Below are 21,101 nucleotides of genomic sequence, written 5' to 3' on the forward strand. Positions count from 1 at the left end.
CAAAGTGGCAAACCGTCATGCGACATCAAATCGAACGAATCTAAATTAAATGAAAAACATTATTTTAGGAATTTTTATTGGCCTAACAGCATCATTTTTAATATTAAACCGAATTCCGTGGTCAGAGTTTTTCTCTATTACTGTGCTAAAGGCCGGTTTTACAGTCTTCTTAGCTTTAATTGGAGGTTTAATTGCACTCTATCAAGTTAAAGCGAATGTAATATCAAGCGCACGGATTAAGTGGATTGAGGAATTTAAAACGAATATTGCAGAATATACGTCTATGACTAATGAAGTAATTTTTAGTTTTCGAGAACACTTTGAAAGTAAAGATCTAGATCATCGTTCTTTATATCATCAAAAATATATGGACGTTTCACACAAAGTGGCTATTGTTAGAGGGAAAATTTATTTAAACTTGAATCTTGATGAAAAACCATATAAAAGTATTTGCAATATAATGACCAATATTGAAAAATTAACTTTGCATACAAACTTAGAAAATATCTGCCAAGAAGAAAATTACGATGAAATAAGTGATCTATTTAATGACCTAAATTCAGCAACATTTAAAGCGATGAAAATCGAATGGGAAAAATCAAAAAAGCTAATTAATTTTAATTGAACATATATCAAGACGTCGCATAACGCACGCTACAACGGATTTAGGCAATTGGCTTAATGGAAAATTCGTTTTGTAGTTGTGATAATTTGGCAAATCCGAAGAATGGGCTTGATTTAGTCCCAAACCCACTGTAGTGCCAAGACATTGGCAGATATTATAAACCCAAAACAGAAAAACATGAAATGTAAATTATTATTATTTTCTTTATTTTTAATGACTAATGCTTTTAGTCAATCAAATTATTATATCTCTAAGAGTAACGATACTATTAGATGCGAAATTATATGGTTTACTTCTAAAAAGTTAAAAGTAAACGTTAATGGTGAAGACAAAAAATTTTCACCGAAAGACATAATGTCTTTTAATTTTAGAGGAAATAAATTCGTTTCTTTAATGAATGATTACAATAATTTTTATAAAGAAATTATATCAGGAAAACTATCATTCTACAATGTTTTTGGAAACAATGCTTATGACGGTTCATCAATAATTTTTCCAATTATGGTAAAAGATGATAAAATAGTATGGTTAAACGTAATAAATCCAAAAGAAAGAATTGCAAAATTAATATCTGATTGTCCAGAATTATATAATGAGTGGGTTGAGGGTAGTAAATATTCTCTTAAAGAAAAGGAAGCTATTGTCAATGCGTACAATGAATGTGTATCAAAAAAACATTAACATCTTCCAATCGAGTAGACTGCTCCGCTAGAAACTAACGGAGTGCGCCTCTCACACCACCATACGTACGGGTGACGTATACGGCAGTTCGCAAAGCGATGGGTTGAGTTCAATGTAAACATCTGTCAAGGATTGATAGCCTTTTTGCCTTAGGCGTTTCAAAGTAATGGTTGAACCTAAAATAAGACTTTGCGCAATGCCCAACCGCCTTTACGATTGCGACTAATTGCATAAGCATGGTCTTAGTCAACTCCCGATCGTATGAGATTCGTTCTCTTTCTCCCCGTTCGCACAATTATCTACCCGATCACGCAAGTTTGTGCATACGTTCGCGCAGCTATTTATCTGTGACTGTATCAAATAACTAATAGTAAACTCTTGATCGAGCTACCGTGGAAGATCGCTTATCTGTTCAGTATCGCTCGAGACATACTTGTACAAAATGAAAATTTGAAGTTCTCAGCGGTAAATAAATGCATCTCGACTGTGCTCGATGGGACAGACGCACATCCACAACAAGACGATTTGTCAAGTCGAGCGCAGTCGAGACTCTCATTATACAGGTATGCGCAAATCACCGCGTAGATGATTCATACAATCCGTTTTAATTCCTATTTTGCTTTAGCGAATCTATACAATCAAAAAATTAGTATAAATCCGTGTTTTCGCTTTAGCGAATCTGTTTCATCTGCGTTCCCTAAAGCAAAGAAGGAGTTATCTATAAATAAAAACACAAGCTCCTTAATTGATTTAAAAAAAAGTACCGTACCTTTAAAAAGAGTAGTATTGCTTACAACATAACACCTCAATTTAGTATGAATTACCAAAATATTGCAGCTTCGACATTTAATGATGATACTGTTATTCAGATAAAACAATCTAACATTGCATTTGGTACAACATCAAAAAACAACGGGACTTTGCCAAACCCCGCCGAATTATTTTTAGGCTCTTTTGCATCCTGCATTTTAAAAAATGTAGAACGATTCTCTGAACTGATGAAATTCACCTACACGGAAGCCACGACTGAAGTCAATGCTGTACGACTTGAAAACCCACCGAGAATGGATAATATTGAGTACAAAGTAGTCATCCACAGTTCAGACGGTAATTTAAATACTACCCTACTCAAAAAGAATATTGAGAAACACGGTACCATTTACAACACAGTAAAAGCAGTATGTACTATAACAGGAACTATTAGTATTGTTGACGTTTAGAAGACCTATTACATTTTTCAGCTTTCCAAAAAATTAAAAATATTTAATACTAATACAATGAATTACAAAGCAGTTATATTTGACTTAGACGGAACCTTAGTCAATTCACTACAAGATATTGCAAGTGCTACAAACAAAGTTCTAACTAATAATAATTTCCCTACTCACCCTGATGAAGCCTACAACTTTTTTGTCGGAAGCGGATTAAGAACAACTGTCGCTAGAGCACTACCGCCGAACAGCAGTACTGAAGCTGAAGTAGACCGCCTTTATGCTCAGATGATGGAAATCTACAGTCGCGACTGCACCATTTCGACCAAACCATATGACGGCATTGTAGCAATGCTTGATCAGTTGAAAACGCAAGGCATCAAATTAGCAGTGTTATCAAACAAATCAGATGTGTTAACCAAAAAAATAGCATCGGAAATATTCCCTGACTATTTTGAAATAATACAAGGTTTGAGTGTCGAAGAATTAAAGAAACCCAACCCAACCGTAGCACTGCAGATGGCACAGCAATTAGGTTTACAACCTAGTGAAGTTTTATATGTTGGTGATAGCGGTGTAGATATGGAAACGGCAGTAAATGCTCAATTTTATGCGTTTGGCGTACTTTGGGGTTTTCGACCAAAAGAAGAATTAGAGGCCACAGGTGCGCAAATCGTAATTGGTCACCCTTCCGATTTACTACAATTATTTTAAAAGCTTACTAGTCTAGATTACAATTCTTTTGTTTCATTCGAATTAAAATGTTTTTATAATTAAAGGGATTACTTTTCCAACTCACACATCATAAAATAGTTACACCATGAAAATTTTACTTACTGGCGCCACTGGATACATCGGAAAAAGAATATTACCCGCTTTAATTGAAGCTGGCCACGAGGTGATCTGTTGTGTGCGCGATGCAAGAAGATTTAATCCTCCTGCATCGATCAAGAGTAAAATTTCGATTATCGAAATAGACCTTTTAAGTCCCAAATCGTTAGAAAAAATCCCAGCAGACATTGATGGTGCTTACTACCTAGTGCATTCGATGTCTGCTTCTTCAGATTATGAAACTTTAGAAAAACAATCGGCTATTAATTTTTGCAAAGCCTTAGATAAAACCAACGTACAACATGTTATCTATTTGAGCGGAATAGTCAATGAATCTGAGCTTTCACCTCATTTATCCTCGCGCAAAAATGTCGAAGAAATACTTGCTAAAGGAAGATACCACTTTACAGCGCTTAGAGCAGGAATTATAATTGGTTCGGGTAGTGCATCCTTTGAAATCATTCGAGATTTGGTCGAAAAGTTACCCTTCATGATTACGCCCAAATGGTTGATGACCAAATGTCAACCCATAGGTGTAACTGATGTTATTCTATTTTTAACCAAAACTATTTTCAACCCCAAAACTTTCGATCAAAATTTTGATATCGGTGGTCCAGATATTCTTACCTATAAAGAGATGTTGTTGGAATTTGCAGACGTCCGTAATTTAAAACGTAGCATCGTGATTGTTCCTGTAATGACGCCAAAACTATCTTCCTACTGGCTGTATTTTGTTACATCAACCTCTTACAGACTAGCTTCTGCGCTAGTAGATAGTATGAAAATTGAAGTCGTTTGCAGAAATCATGACTTAAACAACATATTAGGTATTGAGGCCTTAACCTACAGAGAATCTCTAAAAAAAGCATTTCTTAAAATTGATAGCAATTCCATTATTTCTAGTTGGAAAGATGCTTATGTGAGTAGTGGAAATACTATGGCAATATCCGATTTTATTAATGTGCCTACGCACGGCTGTTTTATTGACCGTCGCAAAAAAGCAATTATTAATCGTGAGGCTACCATCAATAAAATATGGAGTATTGGTGGAGTGAACGGTTGGTACTACGGAAATTGGCTCTGGAAATCGAGAGGCTTTATGGATAAAATTGTTGGTGGCGTAGGATTACGTCGAGGACGTACAAACGTTAATGCACTTAATGTAGGTGATGCGCTCGATTTCTGGCGTATTTTGTATGCAGACAAAGAAGAAGGTAGACTTTTGCTTTATGCCGAAATGAAATTACCTGGTGAAGCTTGGCTTGAATTTAAAATTGAAGACAATAAACTAACTCAAACAGCAACCTTTCGACCTTTAGGACTTGCTGGAAGACTTTATTGGTATGCCGTACTCCCATTCCATGGTTTTATATTTGAAGGAATGTTAAATGCGCTTACCAAAGTGGAACAATCAGTAAAATAAAAAATATTTTACGCTCGTCGACTATTTTCTCACTTTCTTAAGTAATCCATCAATCACACCATTAATTTCGGTCGAAATCACAAATTTATAATTCAGGTACAAATACACTACTGTAACGATTATTGATTTTAAAGCAATTCCGATTAAAGGATACAGCGGAAATTCCCAAAAATAAAAAGCTACAAAGAGTATTGCAGTCAAAATGATCGATGATATCGTTTGTTTGGAAAAAGGATATAAATCCATACGTTTCACAACAAAAAGTAATTTGGCCAAACTATATAAAGTAATCGATAACAAAGTAGCAAAAGCAGAACCCGTAATACCGTATCTCGGAATAAAATACATATTAAGTACCACGGTCAAAAACACTAATAACAATCCCAAAAACAAAACCATTCGGTAGTATTTTGAGTTAAAAATGATGGCATTATTATTTCCTAAAATTAAATCAAAATATTTAGAGAGTCCAATCATGAAAACAACTCCGATTCCACCACTGTATTCTTCGGGTACAATTTGGTACAATTGATTGATGTTTACAAAAATACACAACATCACAAAACCACCTACGACTTGTAAATTGATAGACGTTTTTTTGTACAAGCTATTCAACTCGTCATGTTTGTCTTCATGCATTAATTTGGCTGTAATAGGATACACAATTTGATGCATCGCGCGACTAGGAACAGAAATTACTAAGGCAATATAAGTGGCAACAGAATAGTATGCTATATTATCAATTTTCATATATTGATTCAACATCAATTTATCGCCATCAAGTAGCAAATTGGCAACACTACCCGAGAGAATAATATAAAAAGTGTATTCTAAAATCTCCTTTACATTAACTGGAATAACAAATTGAAAATTGGGCTTTTTAATTCGAAAAGCGTACCACATGGTAACAATCAAGGCAAGAAAGTAAATCGCTGCTGTAATGTAAACAAACTCGATAGGTGTAATTAATTCGAAATAAACAGCCATCGTTGCAAAGAATGAAAAGATTCGTAGACCAACCTCTTTAATAAAATTCCCAAAAACCGAGTGCATGTGCACACGCGCCCATGCATAAAAAATTTCAAAATAAGCCATACATAATCCCACAAACGGAATCAACCAAATAAATTCTTTAACTACAGGATTCTTCTTGGTCACAAAATAGATGATTGTATCGAAATAGAACAAACCAATAAGTCCCAAAGGAATGCATAAAAGCAAAGGAAAAAGGACTGTAAAGGACAAAAAGCGTTCCCGTTCCTCTTCCGTTTTATATTGAGAATAGTATTTAACTAGGGTGTTTTGCATGCCAATTGCAAATAAAGGCATAATCACGTTGGCAGCAGATAACACATAATTGGTAACTGCATAGTAGGTTGCACCGAGGAAAACTGGATATAAATACAAAGTATTTATAGCTCCTATTCCAAAACCCAAATACGTAATTATGGTATTCTTTAACGACTGATTTAATACTACTCCCATGCTTTATGTATGCTTGCCAAGTGGCGTTGCGTGCTGTTATTGATTAAGAATTGTGACCAATTCTTTCGTTAAGTTTTTTCTAGAATATTTTTGTAAACCCACTCCATTTGATTGTAATTTACCTTCTAAAAACTGATTATAAAAGGTCAAAATTAGTGTTTTTAATTTCTCTTTTTCTGTATATCTAAAAAATACTCCAGTATTGGTTGCACTTATAATTTCAGCAAAATCTGAATCTTGTGGTCCAATGGCTATGATTGGTCGATTGGATACCATATATTCAAATAGTTTCCCTGGAATAATACTTTTGGTGTCTTCAGAATCTATTTCGATAAGTAACAAAACTTGCGATTTCTTTTGATGCATAATTGCCTCATCATGAGATACATATCCTAAATTATTCAAATAAGTATTTAATCCCTTTTTCGAAATTGTTTCTAACACCTCCTGACTGACAGCACCAATCAATTTAATTTCGAGATTCTTATCAAAACCTGGAACTTCGGCGATTAATTCGATCAAGCTTTCCCATAAGATAGTAGGATTTCTTTCTGATAGAAAAGAACCAATATGTGCTAGACTAAATTTTGTGTCCAATATTTGATTGGCAACCGATTCGTTATCATAACCATTTGTAATTACCTCAATTGGTCGCTTGGTAATCGTTTGAAATTCGGTTTTGGTGGTTTTGCTCGTTACAATAATTTGGTCCGCAGCATTTAGTATTTGATGTTCTAACTTCTTGTGTCTTTTGGCAGCAAAACTTGACAATCGCAACGATTTATGATAACCTATAGTGGTCCAGGGATCACGAAAATCGGCAAACCATTTAACATCTAACTTTTGTTGTAAGGCAAGACCAATTAAATGCAAGCTGTGTGGTGGACCTGATGTTACAATGGTATCAATATTATTCTCTTGAATGTATTTTTCTAAATAAGCCACAGAAGGTTTTACCCAGTACTTTCTTGCATCTGGAATAAATAAATTACCACGAATCCATAATAAGATTTTATCTAATGTACCCTGCTGCTTTTTATTCGGAATAATGCCCGAACTAATCTTTTTGGTTTTGTTTTTCGAAAAAAATGAGGCCAATTGGTAGGGTTCAAAAATAGGCTGTTTTATGATAATTGCCTCTTTAGAAACTTCACTTACCAACTTTTGATCTACAATAGGATAGGTCGGATTTTCAGGAATATAGACTATTGGTTGAATACCAAAATCAGGTAGGTATTTGACAAACTTTAACCATCGCTGTACACCTGGACCACCTGCAGGCGGCCAATAGTAAGTGATAATAAGCACCTTCTTTAGCTCTTTTTTTCCAGAAACGAAATTTTCCATCTTATTTATTTCCTTCGTTCGAGCTTAGGTAACGTTTTCTTTCAAAGTAAACACCACTGACCAACAATAAGAAAATAAATGCATAACTGATTAAAGTAATCGTGCTACCTGTTTTAATAACTTGAGGCTCAAATTTAAATTCGATTGTATGCTTTCCGGCTGGCACCATCATAGCTCTAAGTACATAATTTACAGGAAAATGACTGGTCAATTCACCGTCAACATAGGCATTCCATCCTTTTTCATAGTAAATCTCAGAGAATACAGCTAGACCTTCGTTTGATGTTTCAGCTGTGTATTTCAAGTAATTAGGCTTATACACATTCAGCGCTATTGTTCCTGTAGTATCTAGATTTCTTTTTAAACGAGCATTCTTAAATTTTGAACCGTATTTCTGAATATTAAAAATTGCAGCCGTTTTCGTGTCAAACTTTTCTAGAGACTTCATTTCGTCATTGGCCTTGTTTACCAGCTTAACATCATGAACAAACCAAGCATTACCATTTGCATTGGGATTGCTTGTTGGAAATTCATTTCCTTCTTTATCCGTTTGAATCACATATTTTACATTCAACATGTTTAAAACCTGCATGTTGTTTTTTGAAATTTGATAGTCAAACAATTGCTGCATTCTTCTAGGTTTGGCGGCATGATATCCACCAACCGAATTATGAAAATATGATGTTCTTGCACTAGAAAAATTACCACTCACCTCAAAAACTCTATAGTGCGTAGTGTCTTTTAAAATTTCAATATCTGAAGGGGTTTCTTGAAAAGGAACTGCCACTTCTCTACCGCTTACAAAATCTGACGCGGCAACATATCTTTTATCTACAAAAAATAAGTCAGCAACCATAAACAACCCTACCAATATAATCGCTGTATTTTGAGCCAGTTTGTTTTTGATAACCATCCAGAAGATACCAGCAACTACTAATATAAAAAATCCAGAACGCAAAAGATCTGCACTATACAAACTCTTTCTATCAACCTTCAACGCATCTACAAAATCTGGACCGTACGATTCCATAAAGTAGATATCACTACTTCCTGAGAATTGAAACAACCCTTTAGACAAAAATAAAATTGCAATAAAGCCAATACCTACTAATGTAGTTTTGATAAGTCCGTACTGTTGTTCTTTTTTATCTAATGTGAAAAAAGATTGCAATCCCATAATAGCAAGTACCGGAAAGCACAGTTCAAGAATCACCTGAATTGACGATACTGCTCTAAACTTATTATACAAAGGCACATAATCAATAAAAAAATCTGTCAATATCGGAAAGTTTTTTCCCCATGAAAGTAATAGGGCTACTACTGCTCCCGATAAGAAAGCGTATTTAATCTTTCTCTTGTCTATAAACAAAGCCAATACCGCCAAAAAGAAGACCACGATACCAATATATGCAGGCGCAGCTACAATCGGCTGATCACCCCAGTAGGTTGGCATTCCCGATACAAAATCAGCTGCTTGGTCAGCAGGCACACCCTTGGATATCATAAACTGGTACATATTACTATCTGTACCTACGTTTTCATTATTAGAACCTCCAAAGAGACGTGGCGCAATAAGATTAAAACTCTCAGAAAGTCCGTAACTGTATTCGGTTATATAATCTCTAGACAACGCACTTGAACTTGTATTAGGAGAACCATCTGGATTAAAACTTAATTCACTCTTACCTCTTGTGCTAAAATCAGCATATTCAGAAGTAGCCAATAAATTGGTAGCATTGGCTCCAATAGCTAAAATTCCAGCGACTAGTAAAACCCCGAATGATTGTATTAATGAAGGTAACTCTTTAGACTTGAAAGCCATATAGGTATAATAACCTGAAATTATCAATGAAAATATCAATAAATAATAGGTCATTTGAAAGTGATTGGCATTGATTTCTAATGCGGCAGCAAATAAGGTAAGCAAACCACCAACAATAAATCGTCGTTGGTACACCATAATCAAACCAGCAATTACCAGTGGCATATAACCAATAGCATGTGCTTTGGCATTATGACCAACTCCTAAAATGATAATAAGATAAGTTGAAAATCCAAATGCAATGGATCCAAAAAAAGCTTTGAGCGGATCAATTTTCAAGACCAATAATAGACCGTAAAAACCTAGAAAATATAAAAACAAATAATCGGCAGGGCGTGGTAGAAATCGAATAGCATCATCCAAAGCTCCTATGTAATCATGCGGATACTTTGCACCTAGTTGATATGTAGGCATTCCGCCAAAAGCAGAGTCTGTCCAATAAGGTTCTGTATGAGTTGAAGCTCTAAAATCGTTTTGTTCCTTGGCCATACCCGTATATTGGGCTATGTCAGATTGAAAAATTTGTTTTCCTTGTAGAACAGGATAAAAATAAACTAGTGAAACAAGGATAAAACCAAATATGGCAAGTACATGCGGATAAAACTTCTGTATAATTTTCAATGTTAGAGCGTATTTATAGGTGGTTGTTCGAAATATTTGTGAGCAAATTTAATCTATTTCTTCATAATCCACATAATCCCCTACTTTTTTAGTTTCCTTAGGGTTTTTGGACGTCGTAGGTTGATAGTAAATATCGTTACTTGATTGCGTTTTATTCCAAGAAGGCTCTTGTGGTCTTTGTTGTTGATTAAAGTTTGTGCCCGCTTTTTCTACTACTTTTTTTAAGACCAAAGGCAAAAATAACTTTACCAAAAATTTAAAAACATAGTAAAAAGCGATAATATAAAATAAAGTTCTTATAAAACCTGTAAAAGAAGCTATTTCCATAATTGATTAATTTTGTACAAAATTAGCAAATCATACGGTCAAAATTAAACTATCGTCCTTAAATTAATGATAAAATATAGTACATTTGAATTTCTCGAAGCTATTAAACAATTAAAAATAATGCTATGCACCAATTAAAAATTGCCTTTCTGCTGGCTTTTACCTTATTTCCTTTGGTTCATTATGGACAATTTACTGACGAAATAAACTCTAACAGACCTGGTAAATCAATGTCTGCTTTTGCAGTGGGAAAATCGATTTTTCAGGTTGAATCTGGTGTTTACGGTATCAAGGAAAATCACAGCATACTCGAGTACGATGCCAATGGTATTGGTGTGGATCTCACATTACGCTACGGAGCGTTATTAGAAGAATTAGAATTTATTGCGGAACTACAATATCAGAATGAGACATTTTTAACTCAGACGATTAGTACTAATAAATCAGCTCTTAAGCAAACGGTGTTTGGAGCAAAGTATTTAGTATATGATCCTTTCAAAAATTATGAAAAGAAAGTAAATATCTATAGCTGGAAAGCGAACCATTCTTTCAACTGGCGTCAGCTTGTACCTGCAGTATCTGTTTTTGTCGGTGCTAATTTTACGTTCTCAGATAATCCATACTCCTTTTCACCAGAGTCGAGCATCTCTCCAAAAGTTATGTTGATTACTCAAAATCATTTTGGTGATGGAAGATGGGTATTTGTTACTAATGTTATTGCTGATTACCTTACCACAGAATATCCAAGCTATGGTTATGTACTTACATTAACAAGAGGGTTCAACAAAAAATGGTCGGGATTTATTGAAAATCAAGGTTTTAAAAGTGATTTTTATAGTGATGCGATCGTACGCGGTGGTGCAGCTTATTTGATCAATAATAATTTACAAGTCGACGCTTCTATCAGTTCTAGTTTAAAAACGACTCCATCTATTCTTTATGGTGGTGTTGGAGTTTCATGGCGATATGATGCAAATTACAAAGAAGTACATATCAAGCTAGACAAGCAGAGCGGAAAAAAAACGAGCTCAAAAGCGACGAAGAAAGCAGCAAAGAAAGCAGCCGAAGCTAAAAAAGAGTAATAAAAAACAATCTACATACAACTACATGATTACTATTCAAGAAGCAAAAACTAAAAAAGAACTAACTGCTTATATCAAATTTCCATTTGAACTATACAAAGACAATGAGTTCTGGATTCCACCAATCATTGCAGATGAATTAGAAACTTTTGACAAAACAAAAAATCCAGCATTTGATAACGCTGAAGCTTATTTTTATGTTGCTAAGCGCGATAATAAAATAGTAGGTCGAATTGCAGCGATTGTAAATTGGGAAGAGGTAAATAATCAAAAGAAAAGCAAAGTACGATTTGGTTGGTTTGACGTTATTGATGATATTGAAGTAACCAAAGCATTGCTTGAAAAAGTGTATGAACTAGGACGCAAAAACAATTTAGAATATATCGAAGGTCCGATGGGGTTTTCTAACTTAGATAAAGTCGGAGTACTTACAGAAGGGTTTGACGAATTGGGAACAATGGTTACTTGGTACAATCATGCGTATTATGCTACTCATTTCGAGAAACTAGGTTATGTACAAGAAAAGGAATATATCGAAAGTAAATTCCCTTTTGCGAATGTAAAACTTGACTATTTTGACAAAGCTCAAGAATTAGTTAAAAGAAGGTACCAGTTAAAAGAACTTAACTTTACAAAGACCAAAGATGTCTTACCTTATGTAGATAAAATGTTTGACTTGTTTAACACATCTTATGCTAACTTGTCTTCGTTTGTAGCGATCACAGATGTGCAAAAAGAATATTTTAAGAAGAAATACATCAGCTTCATCAATCCAGAGTATATCAAATTTGTTGAAGATAAAAATCAGAACCTAGTGGCTTTTGCAATTGTGATGCCTAGCTTTTCTAAAGCGTTACAAAAAGCCGATGGGAAATTGTTTCCATTTGGTTTCTACCACTTACTTAATGCTCGAAAAAACAGTAAAGATGTTACCTTCTACCTGATTGGCGTTCATCCGGATTACCAAAGCAAGGGTGCTCACGCTATTATCTTTAAAGAATACCATACTACTTTCACAAAAAAGGGAATTCAAAATTGCATACGTACACCAGAATTGGCAGACAATCATGCAATTCACGCCATTTGGAAAAATTTCGATCCAAAAATTACTTGTCGTAGAAAGACATTTAGAAAAGACCTTACCAAATAATATCTACTTCTATAATTACACATAAAAAAAATCCATTAGTCAAGACTAATGGATTTTCTGACTTTATTCTAGTTCAAAATTATTCTTTGCAAGCAATTTTATTGTAAACTACGTTACCATCAAATTTCAAATTGCTTTTGTCTTTAAATGCTACTTTACCATTCATATCCACTGTGTGACCATAACCCTCCAAAATGGTATTTGCGTCTTTCTTTAGGAACACTACTTCTTTAACAGATGTCTTTCCTTCAGATTGAAAAGTATAATCGGCAATAATGGTATCGCCTCTCACATTTCCAAGTAGAGTTCCAAAATTCTTATCTTTTTGTTCGTATGAATAATTTAATTCACCTGTAAACTCGTTGATACTATTTACATCTACAGTAAGTGTAATGGTATCTTTTTCTATAATAGCTTGATAACATTCTTTAGTTGTAGTCTCCATTGGTGCCGGCTCTGTAGCGATAGGTGCAACAACTAACTCTTGTTCATTATTGTTCTTGCAAGATGTCAAGATGGTTATAAAAGCAACGCTGCAAAATAAGTATAAGGTTTTCATGGTTTATTATTTTATGGTTTATAAAAACAAAATTAGCCATTAAACACAAAAGCCATTCATACAATGAATGGCTTTTGTTATATAATTCCCATAAAGGAGCTACATAAACCTATAATTCAGCAGCGTCTAAATCAACTTTAGTTTTACTTGCAATTTCTTTATAAGTACCGTTTACTAATTTCTCACGAATAGCTTCAAATGAAGTTAAAGTAAGATCAATGTCAGCTAACGAGTGTGATGCAGTAGGAATAACACGCAATAAAATAATTCCTTTTGGAATTACAGGATAGATTACAATTGAAAGAAAGATACCGTAGTTCTCTCTCAAATCATTAACCATTACCATCGCTTCTGGTACACTTCCTTCTAAATATACAGGAGTTACACAAGTATTTGTATCACCAATATTAAATCCTTTAGATTTCAATCCGTTTTGCAATGCATTTACATTTTCCCAAAGTTTGTCTTTCAACTCAGGATGATTACGCAACAATTCCAAACGTTTCAAAGAACCGATTGTTTGAATCATTGGTAATGCTTTTGCAAACATTTGCGAACGCAAATTGTATTTTAAATAATCAATAATTTCTTTATCTGCAGCAACAAATGCACCAATATTGGCCATAGATTTTGCAAAAGTAGAGAAGTAAACATCAATTTCATCTTGTACTCCTTGCTCCTCACCTGCTCCAGCACCTGTTTTACCAAGTGTACCAAATCCGTGTGCATCATCAACTAGTAATCGGAAATTGTATTTCTTTTTCATCTCTACAATCTCTTTCAACTTACCTTGTTGACCGCGCATTCCAAATACACCCTCGGTAATAAAAAGAATTCCACCACCTGTTTCTGATGCAATTTTCGTTGCACGTTGCAGGTTTTTCTCCATACTTTCGATGTCATTGTGTTTGTATGTAAAACGTTTTCCGCTGTGTAAACGTACACCATCAATAATACAAGCATGACCATCAACATCATAAACAATAACATCATTTCTAGTTACCAAAGCGTCAATAATAGACACCATTCCCTGATAACCAAAATTCAATAAATAAGCTGATTCTTTCATTACAAAAGCAGCTAATTCATTTTCCAATTGTTCGTGGTATTTTGTGTGACCGCTCATCATACGAGCACCCATCGGGGCAGCCGCACCAAATTCCAAAGCAGCATCAGCATCTGCCTTACGTACTTCAGGATGATTTGCTAGACCTAAATAGTCATTCAAACTCCAGTTCAAAACCTCTTTCCCTTGAAACTTCATTCTCGGTCCCAAATCACCTTCTAATTTCGGAAATACAAAGTAACCCTCTGCTTGTGAAGCCCATTTTCCTAAGGGACCTTTATTGTTTTGAATTCTTTCGAATAAATCTTTTACCATAATATCTAGTAATAATTTTAATTTTAAGCGTTTGCAAAAATAATTATTTATATTTTATTACCGCCTTATAACACCATTTATTTTTTTGGAGCTATTTCCAGCTATCTGCTTTATCTTTTATTTTGACTTTTCGCTGCCGCTTCACGCCAAAATAAAAGGATGCCGCTCCTATCTGGGCTATGACTTTCTAACGATGAATCATCATTTATTATTAAAATTGTACTTTTTACGCTTCTCTTATATCCGGTTGGTAACAAAAAAAGATGTAGTTCACATTATAAATGATTACAATACCTAAGTAAAAAGAGGAAGTAAATAATATAATAGAACGGTATTTTGCAATCCTTTTGTTTTATCAGTTTCAATTCCCCTCATAATTACATACATATAAAAACTATTTCATCATAAACTACATTAGTATTTTGCACACCTATGATAAAGCAATTTTTTATAAATTGGCACCGTCTTAATCGCTATAGTAAAAGCAAACACATGAGGAAAAATTTGCACAATAGAACTGACCTATCAGAAATTCTCATTAGAATCGAATATTTATCAATAAATTCTCAACACTTATGGGGCACAATGGATGTAGCGCAAATGTTAAGTCATTTAAATACTTTTCTTGAAACATCTCTAGATATTAACCATCCCAGGCGACTATTTCTAGGAAGGTTAATCGGGCCACTGTTTAAAAAAAGATACACTAGCACTAAAGAATTTTCTATAAACAGGCGAACACATAAAAATTACATCGTCACAGAGTTTAGAAATTTCGAACAAGAAAAATCAAAAGCAATTACGCTTTTAAATGAATTCTGTGGGGGAGGAACAGTAAAATGCACAACTAAACCTCATTCCTTTTTTGGTTATTTAACCCCCGAAGAATGGGCAATTGTACAATGGAAACATTTCGACCACCATTTGAGACAATTTGGAGTTTAATAATTTTTTCATTTCGATTTACCAAAAAACGCAATCAATTTTAGGTGCACTACTTTAATCTATAAAATGTGAGATAATTAATCTATATTTAATGCCACAAGCAAATTAACTAACCATCATTTAAGTGAAACATTAAATAGTAGAATTTATGATTACAAAAACATCCATTACCACTTTTCTCTTGACCTTATTTATTTCGAGTTTTACATTTGCTCAAGATACCCAAGAATTAGAGGCTGAGCAAGCAATTAATAAAAAACTAAATGGTGCCAACCCGCTAGCTGAATTAATGAAGACCACAAATTCGTCATTAAAAGAGGAACTTAAAGGCGTTCATCCTAGAGTATTTTTGATGCAAGCAGAAATTGATGCCTTAAAAGACAAAACCAAATCGCAAAAAGAACTTTGGGAAACTGCCCTCAGTAGAGTTCGAGCATTGACCCTAGAGCCGGCACCGGCGCCTGCCCAAGAGCGTAGAGTACAAAATCAAGTTGGACTCGGAATTCCGGAAGCAGCTCTTGCTTACAAAATTACGGGAGAAAAAAAATACCTAGATGCCGCCAAAAAATACATGGATGTAGCGTTATCTTACAATGTTTGGGGATATGAATACAACAAACCCGATGTTGATTTGGCTGCAGGGCATTTATTGTACGGTCTAGGATGGGGTTATGATTTATTATACCATGATCTAACGGTCGCAGAACGTGAAAAATACAAAGCAAAACTTATAAGGCAAGCAAAATTATTGTACGATTTCAACAAACCAGTACCTGGCAAAACCGTTGCTTATAGTCAAAACCACACCTACATCCCAATGACTGGTTTGGCTGTAGCTGCTTATGCACTTGCGGGAGAAACACCAGAAGCAGCCGAATGGGCAGCACTGTCACGAGCTACTTTTGAGGGTGTTTTGGGAACTTATTCTGAGGACGGTTTTTATTATGAAGGTGTTGAATATTGGATATTTGCAACACCATGGCTTATTCACTACATGGATGCACAATTACACGCCACGGGAGAAAACTTATACGAATCTGCACCTGGTTTAAAGTTAATCCACAAATACATCGCACATACTACATTACCTGGAGCTGATTTTTACTTTGATTACGGAGATACTTATACTGGTGTTCTCACTAGAACCAAGCAGAGCGAAGACTATGATCGCGAACGCATAGACGGCCATTTTCAATCTAGTTATAATGTACTATATCAACTTGCTACAAAATATAAGAGTAAAGAGATACAAGGTGTTGCAAAATGGTTAAAAGACAAAGGTCAAGTCAGCGCCGAAGAAATGTGGTCGTTCATTTGGTTTAATCCAACTATAGAAGCTACTCCAATTGAACAACAAGCTACTTGGCATTATTTTAAAGATAATGATGTTATTTTTTGGCGTTCAAGTTGGAATGACGATGCAACGGCATTCTCCTTTAAATGCAGTCCTCCAGAAGGTCATTCGGTTATAAAAAAACAAGAGAAATTTCCAGAATGGAGATTAAATAACGGTCATGCACATCCAGACGCAGGAAGTTTTATCATCTGGGCGGATGGAAAATATCTAACAGGTGATTCTGGTTACGAAGGCCTTACCATGACCCAAAGTCACAATACTTTATTATTTGACGGTAAAGGACAAAATAATGAAGGCGCTGGTCATGATGTTTTTTATGGTATTCCTCATGAGCGGTTAAATAAGATAAGAATTATTAATGCAAAATTGACTGCCGATAAGGTTTTTATTTTGGCAGATGTGACAGCTGCATATGAGCCTGCAATAGGCGTTAAGAAGTTTACTCGTAATTTTGAATTTACAGCTCCTGGAAGCTTTACAATAACGGATAATATCGAAACCAATTCACCAAAAATAATCACTTCATTATTACATGCCGACACTACTATCAAACAGCTGACAGATACCACTTTTGAATTTGAACCTACAAAAACGAGTTTAGTCGCAGCGATTATTGTCCCTAAATCTGTTGAAACAAAAATGGACAGTAATGTGTTAACGGCACCAGGAAAACCAGGCTTTGTTGATAAAGGAGGAGAAGAAGAAAGAGGAAAAAAACTAGCCATTTCAACAAAAGAGAAAGTAACTAAAACAAAATTTATAATAAATTTGAATATTAAAAAAGAGAAATAAACCTTTCATTATTGATTAGTAAGACATTACAAGTTTGATTTTTAAATTTGATATATTGATCTAAAAACAAAAGCAGTAAAAATTGAATATCAACTTTGAAATTAAGAAAAACTGCTGTATTCTTGCAGCCCTCACCTACCAACTCAAATTATGAAAAAACGTGTAAGACTTTATAATTTTATTATTGACTCCCTTATTTTCTTTGTATTGGTGTTGTTAGCCGCAATTATTTTACGTGACATTATCGATCAAAAGACACTAAGGTACATTATGATTGTTTTTTACTACTTTTATTATTTAATATTGGAATCTGTGTTTGGGCAAACTATTGGTAAGATGGTAACCAAAACAAAAGTAGTCGATGCGATGACTGGTGAGAAACCTGCTTTTATTAAAATTGTAGCAAGAACAGTGACTAGACTAATACCAATCGATTTTTTATCTTATTTATTTGTAGTAAACGGAATTCACGACAAACTTTCAAAAACAATAGTAACACGAGTATAATTTAAATTTAAAAAAAATGAAAAAAACAATTGCAATCGGATTTGCCGCATTAATGATGACTAGCTGTGCAACCGTATTCGGAGGAAAAGTTACAGAGCAACAAAAAACAAAACCTGCTGCTGGTGAGCCACAAAGACAAGTAAGAATTGGAGCTTTAATTGCCGATATCGTTCTATTTGCTCCATCATTAATTGTTGATTTTGCTACAGGAGCAATTTACAAACCAGCACAATAACGTCTGAGGTGATTTTTATCATCATTGACATTTTAAATTAAACTAAAGACATAGCCTTAAAGCTATGTCTTTTTTTTTAGCAATAATTTTGATTCGTTTTTATTTAAATTTTACATTAGTTTATAATATATTGTACAACCAAATAAAATACAAAATGAGTTTTTTCAAACAACTATTTAATACAAAAGAAACCAAGTTAAGAGATCATAAAGATTTTTGGAATTGGTTTACTGCAAACGAAAAAAAGTTTTATTCTGTTGTAAAGAGTGGAAAGAATACAGAAAATGAATTCTTTGATAAACTTTCTCCAAAATTAGAAGAGCTTAAACCCGGAATTTATTACGTAGTTGGAATTTCTAAGGAAGGCGTTGTCGATCTTGTACTTACTCCAGATGGCGTGTTGAAAAATATTCTTTTTATTGAAGAACTCGTAAATGCAGCTCCTGCACTCCATAATTGGAAATTTACTGCATTAAAATCAGCAATAGCAATCGAGAATTTAAGTATTAAAATGGCTGACTTTACTTTTAATAATGAGAACCTGTCCTTCTACCCCATTGAACATTCGAACCAACCAGACGAAGTAGATATCGTAATCGTTTACCACGACTACAAAGAAGAGTATCAAACCATCATTGTAAACGGCTCTTTTGTATTTCTTGATAATTATTTGGGAGAATTAAAATCGGTCACCACAATTGATAATGCTGTCGTTATTGGCAAAGATGAAGCGACAAAAGAATTAATCCCGATAGCAAAACTACAAAGTTACCTTATATGGCGAGAAAAAGAATTTATTGAGAAATATGAAGGACTGCGATATAACACAGAAAACGACAGCTTTTCAAGTTTGGAAGCTGAGTTAGATAATGGAAACTTTTTGATTGCAACAATAAATGCAACGCTCTTAGAATGGGACAGCAAAGCGTCGCATCCTTGGATTTTGCAAGTAATGGTTAACTATGACGGAAATAGTAACAACGGTATGCCAGATACAACTACTTACGAACTCATGAACCAAATGGAAGATGAAATAATGGATCAATTAAAAGATTTTGAAGGCTACCTCAACATAGGTCGCCAAACTGCCGATAATTCGAGAGAGATTTACTTTGCCTGTCAAGAATTTAGAAATCCCTCTAAAGTTTTAGATCAAATTATAAAGAAATATGATGGTCAACTTGCTATAAATTATGATTTGTATAAAGATAAATATTGGCAATCTTTTGAAAGATTTAGAATGAACTAAACAATACCTTTGACAGACAGCAATCTCACAATTAACTAGAAGTAAATAATTAGCACAACCAATAATTCTTTTGAAATAAAGTTATAAAACTAATTCATCAAACAGTCGTTGTGCTGTGACTTCTAGGTCATCGCACAAACCAGAATGGGGTCTAGAGGTTTGAATAACAGAACTACGAACTGCAGTAAGCCATCGAAAACGTGATGGAATATCCATCAATCCGATAGGTCCACCGTCTTTTAATCCATGTCCAACTTTTTCAAAAGCATTAATATTATTTTGAATCTGTTCTACATCAGCTTCGATAGAAAGGGAAAGTATTTTATCTACAGGAACTTTATGGAGGACTTTAATAAATTTAGCTTTTTTACAAAACAGAACAATCCCTACATTTAGGAACTCTTCGCGCTCTACCCTAGGCAAAACACGAATCACAGCGTACTCATATAAGTTTTTCTCGTGCATCTTGGGCTTCCTTAATAAAAATTTCTGAATGTTTTAATCGCGTAATTAAGAATTGCAAATAAATCGAGCGCAACTCTTCCGGACTCTCCTCTGTATCTTCCCATTGCAACCAATCTTCTGGAATAAGGTTTACTATATCTGTCAATATTTGATCTGTCAATATAACTTTAAAAGCGGCATCTACTTCTGTCAATTGACTTGCTTGCGGTAACAAAACGTGATCTTTGATCAGCGCAAACGGACTCTGAGCATGTTTTTCCCAATTGGTCCACGAATGATGAAAGTACAGGCAAGCACCATGGTCTATAAGCCATAATTCTTTATGCCAAATTAACATATTTGTATTTCTAAAAGTTCTATCAACATTGGTAATATAAGCATCCAGCCATACAATTTGAGAAGAAGATAGTGGATCAACAGTTGTCACAACGGGATCAAAATTAATAGCACCCGATAAAAAATGCATTGCCAAATTTAACCCTTGACTGCCTTGCAATAAATCTTGAATTTCCTCATCACCTTCAGAACGACCAAAAGCTTCATCGAGATTGGCGTATACCAGCTCAGGCATTCTCAATTTTAAAGCCCGTGCAATCTCGCCACCAATTAGCTCCGCAATCAAAGCTTTCACTCCGTGACCTGCACCTTTAAATTTGAGTACATATTTAAAATCATCATCAGCCTCTGCCAATGCAGGCAAAGAACCTCCTTCTCTCAAAGGTATGATATACCGAGTTACATTAACGGTACGAAGATTAAATTCACTTTTCATATACAGATTTTATTGAATTACAAACTTACAAATAAGAAAAATGGAATTTGAAACTTCTCAAATCATTTTTATTCAAAGATTATTGAAAATTATTCAATGCCTAATTATACTATTCGAATAAAATATAAAATTCTGCGTTCTTTAATTCATAAAAAATAACTGATCGATGATCGTGAAAAAAGTATGGCTTTTAGAAAGTATACGCTATCTGCTAAGAAATAATTAACTTTTGTC

Annotated in this window: 20 protein-coding genes; 12 read left to right on the forward strand and 8 right to left on the reverse strand. The window is 34.3% G+C overall.

Annotation, left to right across the window (positions count from 1 at the left end):
* The first annotated feature begins 49 nt into the window (after window positions 1-49).
* The 5 genes from LXH21_RS00920 to LXH21_RS00940 all read left to right on the forward strand — a co-directional run bounded on the left by LXH21_RS00920 (window position 50) and on the right by LXH21_RS00940 (window position 4,771).
* Window positions 50-625 (forward strand): hypothetical protein, encoded by a 576-nt coding sequence (locus LXH21_RS00920; protein ID WP_239861928.1) that lies wholly within the window; start codon window positions 50-52, stop codon window positions 623-625.
* 177 nt (window positions 626-802) lie between these two features.
* Entirely contained in the window at window positions 803-1,306 is a 504-nt protein-coding gene (locus tag LXH21_RS00925) for a hypothetical protein (RefSeq protein WP_239861929.1), read from the forward strand.
* 815 nt (window positions 1,307-2,121) lie between these two features.
* Window positions 2,122-2,526 (forward strand): OsmC family protein, encoded by a 405-nt coding sequence (locus LXH21_RS00930; RefSeq protein ID WP_239861930.1) that lies wholly within the window; start codon window positions 2,122-2,124, stop codon window positions 2,524-2,526.
* 57 nt (window positions 2,527-2,583) lie between these two features.
* Window positions 2,584-3,231 carry an HAD family hydrolase gene (locus LXH21_RS00935; RefSeq protein WP_239861931.1) on the forward strand — a complete coding sequence of 216 codons (648 nt, stop codon included), beginning with the start codon at window positions 2,584-2,586 and terminating at the stop codon, window positions 3,229-3,231.
* Between the two features lie 106 nt (window positions 3,232-3,337).
* A complete protein-coding gene (locus tag LXH21_RS00940) occupies window positions 3,338-4,771 on the forward strand; it encodes an SDR family oxidoreductase (RefSeq protein WP_239861932.1) in 1,434 nt (477 codons plus the stop codon).
* 21 nt (window positions 4,772-4,792) lie between these two features.
* Here LXH21_RS00940 and LXH21_RS00945 read toward each other — a convergent pair whose 3' ends face one another.
* Genes LXH21_RS00945 through LXH21_RS00960 form a run of 4 tightly spaced genes read right to left on the reverse strand, consistent with a single transcriptional unit; the run spans window position 4,793 to window position 10,373 of the window.
* Window positions 4,793-6,256, reverse strand: a complete 1,464-nt coding sequence (locus LXH21_RS00945) for an oligosaccharide flippase family protein (protein WP_239861933.1) — start codon at window positions 6,254-6,256, stop codon at window positions 4,793-4,795.
* Window positions 6,257-6,292: 36 nt separating this feature from the next.
* Window positions 6,293-7,603 carry a glycosyltransferase family 4 protein gene (locus tag LXH21_RS00950; protein WP_239861934.1) on the reverse strand — a complete coding sequence of 437 codons (1,311 nt, stop codon included), beginning with the start codon at window positions 7,601-7,603 and terminating at the stop codon, window positions 6,293-6,295.
* Between the two features lies 1 nt (window position 7,604).
* On the reverse strand, window positions 7,605-10,046 hold the full coding sequence (locus LXH21_RS00955; RefSeq protein WP_239861935.1) for a YfhO family protein: 2,442 nt from the start codon (window positions 10,044-10,046) through the stop codon (window positions 7,605-7,607).
* Window positions 10,047-10,094: 48 nt separating this feature from the next.
* Window positions 10,095-10,373, reverse strand: a complete 279-nt coding sequence (locus LXH21_RS00960) for a DUF4834 family protein (RefSeq protein WP_239861936.1) — start codon at window positions 10,371-10,373, stop codon at window positions 10,095-10,097.
* A 125-nt stretch (window positions 10,374-10,498) separates the two neighbouring features.
* Between LXH21_RS00960 and LXH21_RS00965 the strand changes: the two genes are divergently transcribed.
* Together LXH21_RS00965 and LXH21_RS00970 are read left to right on the forward strand one after the other, a co-directional pair.
* Window positions 10,499-11,455: a transporter gene (locus LXH21_RS00965; RefSeq protein ID WP_239861937.1), complete on the forward strand. Its 957-nt coding sequence runs from the start codon at window positions 10,499-10,501 to the stop codon at window positions 11,453-11,455.
* Window positions 11,456-11,480: 25 nt separating this feature from the next.
* Window positions 11,481-12,605, forward strand: a complete 1,125-nt coding sequence (locus LXH21_RS00970; protein WP_239861938.1) for a GTP cyclohydrolase — start codon at window positions 11,481-11,483, stop codon at window positions 12,603-12,605.
* A 79-nt stretch (window positions 12,606-12,684) separates the two neighbouring features.
* Here the strand turns inward: LXH21_RS00970 and LXH21_RS00975 are convergent, their stop codons facing one another.
* Both LXH21_RS00975 and LXH21_RS00980 read right to left on the reverse strand, forming a co-directional pair.
* Window positions 12,685-13,164: a hypothetical protein gene (locus LXH21_RS00975; RefSeq protein ID WP_239861939.1), complete on the reverse strand. Its 480-nt coding sequence runs from the start codon at window positions 13,162-13,164 to the stop codon at window positions 12,685-12,687.
* A gap of 109 nt (window positions 13,165-13,273) precedes the next feature.
* Window positions 13,274-14,545, reverse strand: coding sequence for an aminotransferase class I/II-fold pyridoxal phosphate-dependent enzyme (locus tag LXH21_RS00980; RefSeq protein WP_239861940.1), 1,272 nt, complete (start codon window positions 14,543-14,545; stop codon window positions 13,274-13,276).
* 492 nt (window positions 14,546-15,037) lie between these two features.
* Here LXH21_RS00980 and LXH21_RS00985 point away from each other — a divergent pair, with 492 nt between their 5' ends.
* From LXH21_RS00985 to LXH21_RS01005, 5 genes are all read left to right on the forward strand, one after another.
* On the forward strand, window positions 15,038-15,490 hold the full coding sequence (locus LXH21_RS00985; protein WP_239861941.1) for a DUF1569 domain-containing protein: 453 nt from the start codon (window positions 15,038-15,040) through the stop codon (window positions 15,488-15,490).
* A 148-nt stretch (window positions 15,491-15,638) separates the two neighbouring features.
* A complete protein-coding gene (locus LXH21_RS00990; protein WP_239861942.1) occupies window positions 15,639-17,639 on the forward strand; it encodes a DUF4962 domain-containing protein in 2,001 nt (666 codons plus the stop codon).
* A gap of 150 nt (window positions 17,640-17,789) precedes the next feature.
* Complete coding sequence (locus tag LXH21_RS00995) at window positions 17,790-18,146, forward strand: RDD family protein (protein ID WP_239861943.1); 357 nt, start codon at window positions 17,790-17,792, stop codon at window positions 18,144-18,146.
* A 16-nt stretch (window positions 18,147-18,162) separates the two neighbouring features.
* A complete protein-coding gene (locus LXH21_RS01000; protein ID WP_239861944.1) occupies window positions 18,163-18,381 on the forward strand; it encodes a hypothetical protein in 219 nt (72 codons plus the stop codon).
* A 154-nt stretch (window positions 18,382-18,535) separates the two neighbouring features.
* On the forward strand, window positions 18,536-19,630 hold the full coding sequence (locus tag LXH21_RS01005) for a DUF695 domain-containing protein (protein WP_239861945.1): 1,095 nt from the start codon (window positions 18,536-18,538) through the stop codon (window positions 19,628-19,630).
* An 81-nt stretch (window positions 19,631-19,711) separates the two neighbouring features.
* Here LXH21_RS01005 and LXH21_RS01010 read toward each other — a convergent pair whose 3' ends face one another.
* Together LXH21_RS01010 and LXH21_RS01015 are read right to left on the reverse strand one after the other, a co-directional pair.
* Window positions 19,712-20,095: a DUF3037 domain-containing protein gene (locus tag LXH21_RS01010; RefSeq protein WP_239861946.1), complete on the reverse strand. Its 384-nt coding sequence runs from the start codon at window positions 20,093-20,095 to the stop codon at window positions 19,712-19,714.
* Window positions 20,073-20,867, reverse strand: coding sequence for a HipA family kinase (locus LXH21_RS01015; RefSeq protein WP_239861947.1), 795 nt, complete (start codon window positions 20,865-20,867; stop codon window positions 20,073-20,075). Before LXH21_RS01015 ends, LXH21_RS01010 begins: the two co-directional genes overlap by 23 nt.
* Between the last annotated feature and the right edge of the window lie 234 nt (window positions 20,868-21,101).

This window comes from Flavobacterium algicola (assembly GCF_022399565.1).
GTDB classification, from domain to species: domain Bacteria; phylum Bacteroidota; class Bacteroidia; order Flavobacteriales; family Flavobacteriaceae; genus Flavobacterium; species Flavobacterium algicola.

Excerpts from the sequence above, each read along its gene's own strand:
- LXH21_RS00920 (WP_239861928.1), top strand. The coding sequence starts at position 50 with ATGAAAAACATTATTTTAGGAATTTTTATTGGCCTAACAGCATCATTT.
- LXH21_RS00925 (WP_239861929.1), top strand. The coding sequence starts at position 803 with ATGAAATGTAAATTATTATTATTTTCTTTATTTTTAATGACTAATGCT.
- LXH21_RS00930 (WP_239861930.1), top strand. The coding sequence starts at position 2,122 with ATGAATTACCAAAATATTGCAGCTTCGACATTTAATGATGATACTGTT.
- LXH21_RS00935 (WP_239861931.1), top strand. The coding sequence starts at position 2,584 with ATGAATTACAAAGCAGTTATATTTGACTTAGACGGAACCTTAGTCAAT.
- LXH21_RS00940 (WP_239861932.1), top strand. The coding sequence starts at position 3,338 with ATGAAAATTTTACTTACTGGCGCCACTGGATACATCGGAAAAAGAATA.
- LXH21_RS00945 (WP_239861933.1), bottom strand. The coding sequence starts at position 6,256 with ATGGGAGTAGTATTAAATCAGTCGTTAAAGAATACCATAATTACGTAT.
- LXH21_RS00950 (WP_239861934.1), bottom strand. The coding sequence starts at position 7,603 with ATGGAAAATTTCGTTTCTGGAAAAAAAGAGCTAAAGAAGGTGCTTATT.
- LXH21_RS00960 (WP_239861936.1), bottom strand. The coding sequence starts at position 10,373 with ATGGAAATAGCTTCTTTTACAGGTTTTATAAGAACTTTATTTTATATT.
- LXH21_RS00965 (WP_239861937.1), top strand. The coding sequence starts at position 10,499 with ATGCACCAATTAAAAATTGCCTTTCTGCTGGCTTTTACCTTATTTCCT.
- LXH21_RS00970 (WP_239861938.1), top strand. The coding sequence starts at position 11,481 with ATGATTACTATTCAAGAAGCAAAAACTAAAAAAGAACTAACTGCTTAT.
- LXH21_RS00975 (WP_239861939.1), bottom strand. The coding sequence starts at position 13,164 with ATGAAAACCTTATACTTATTTTGCAGCGTTGCTTTTATAACCATCTTG.
- LXH21_RS00980 (WP_239861940.1), bottom strand. The coding sequence starts at position 14,545 with ATGGTAAAAGATTTATTCGAAAGAATTCAAAACAATAAAGGTCCCTTA.
- LXH21_RS00985 (WP_239861941.1), top strand. The coding sequence starts at position 15,038 with ATGAGGAAAAATTTGCACAATAGAACTGACCTATCAGAAATTCTCATT.
- LXH21_RS00990 (WP_239861942.1), top strand. The coding sequence starts at position 15,639 with ATGATTACAAAAACATCCATTACCACTTTTCTCTTGACCTTATTTATT.
- LXH21_RS00995 (WP_239861943.1), top strand. The coding sequence starts at position 17,790 with ATGAAAAAACGTGTAAGACTTTATAATTTTATTATTGACTCCCTTATT.
- LXH21_RS01000 (WP_239861944.1), top strand. The coding sequence starts at position 18,163 with ATGAAAAAAACAATTGCAATCGGATTTGCCGCATTAATGATGACTAGC.
- LXH21_RS01005 (WP_239861945.1), top strand. The coding sequence starts at position 18,536 with ATGAGTTTTTTCAAACAACTATTTAATACAAAAGAAACCAAGTTAAGA.
- LXH21_RS01010 (WP_239861946.1), bottom strand. The coding sequence starts at position 20,095 with ATGCACGAGAAAAACTTATATGAGTACGCTGTGATTCGTGTTTTGCCT.
- LXH21_RS01015 (WP_239861947.1), bottom strand. The coding sequence starts at position 20,867 with ATGAAAAGTGAATTTAATCTTCGTACCGTTAATGTAACTCGGTATATC.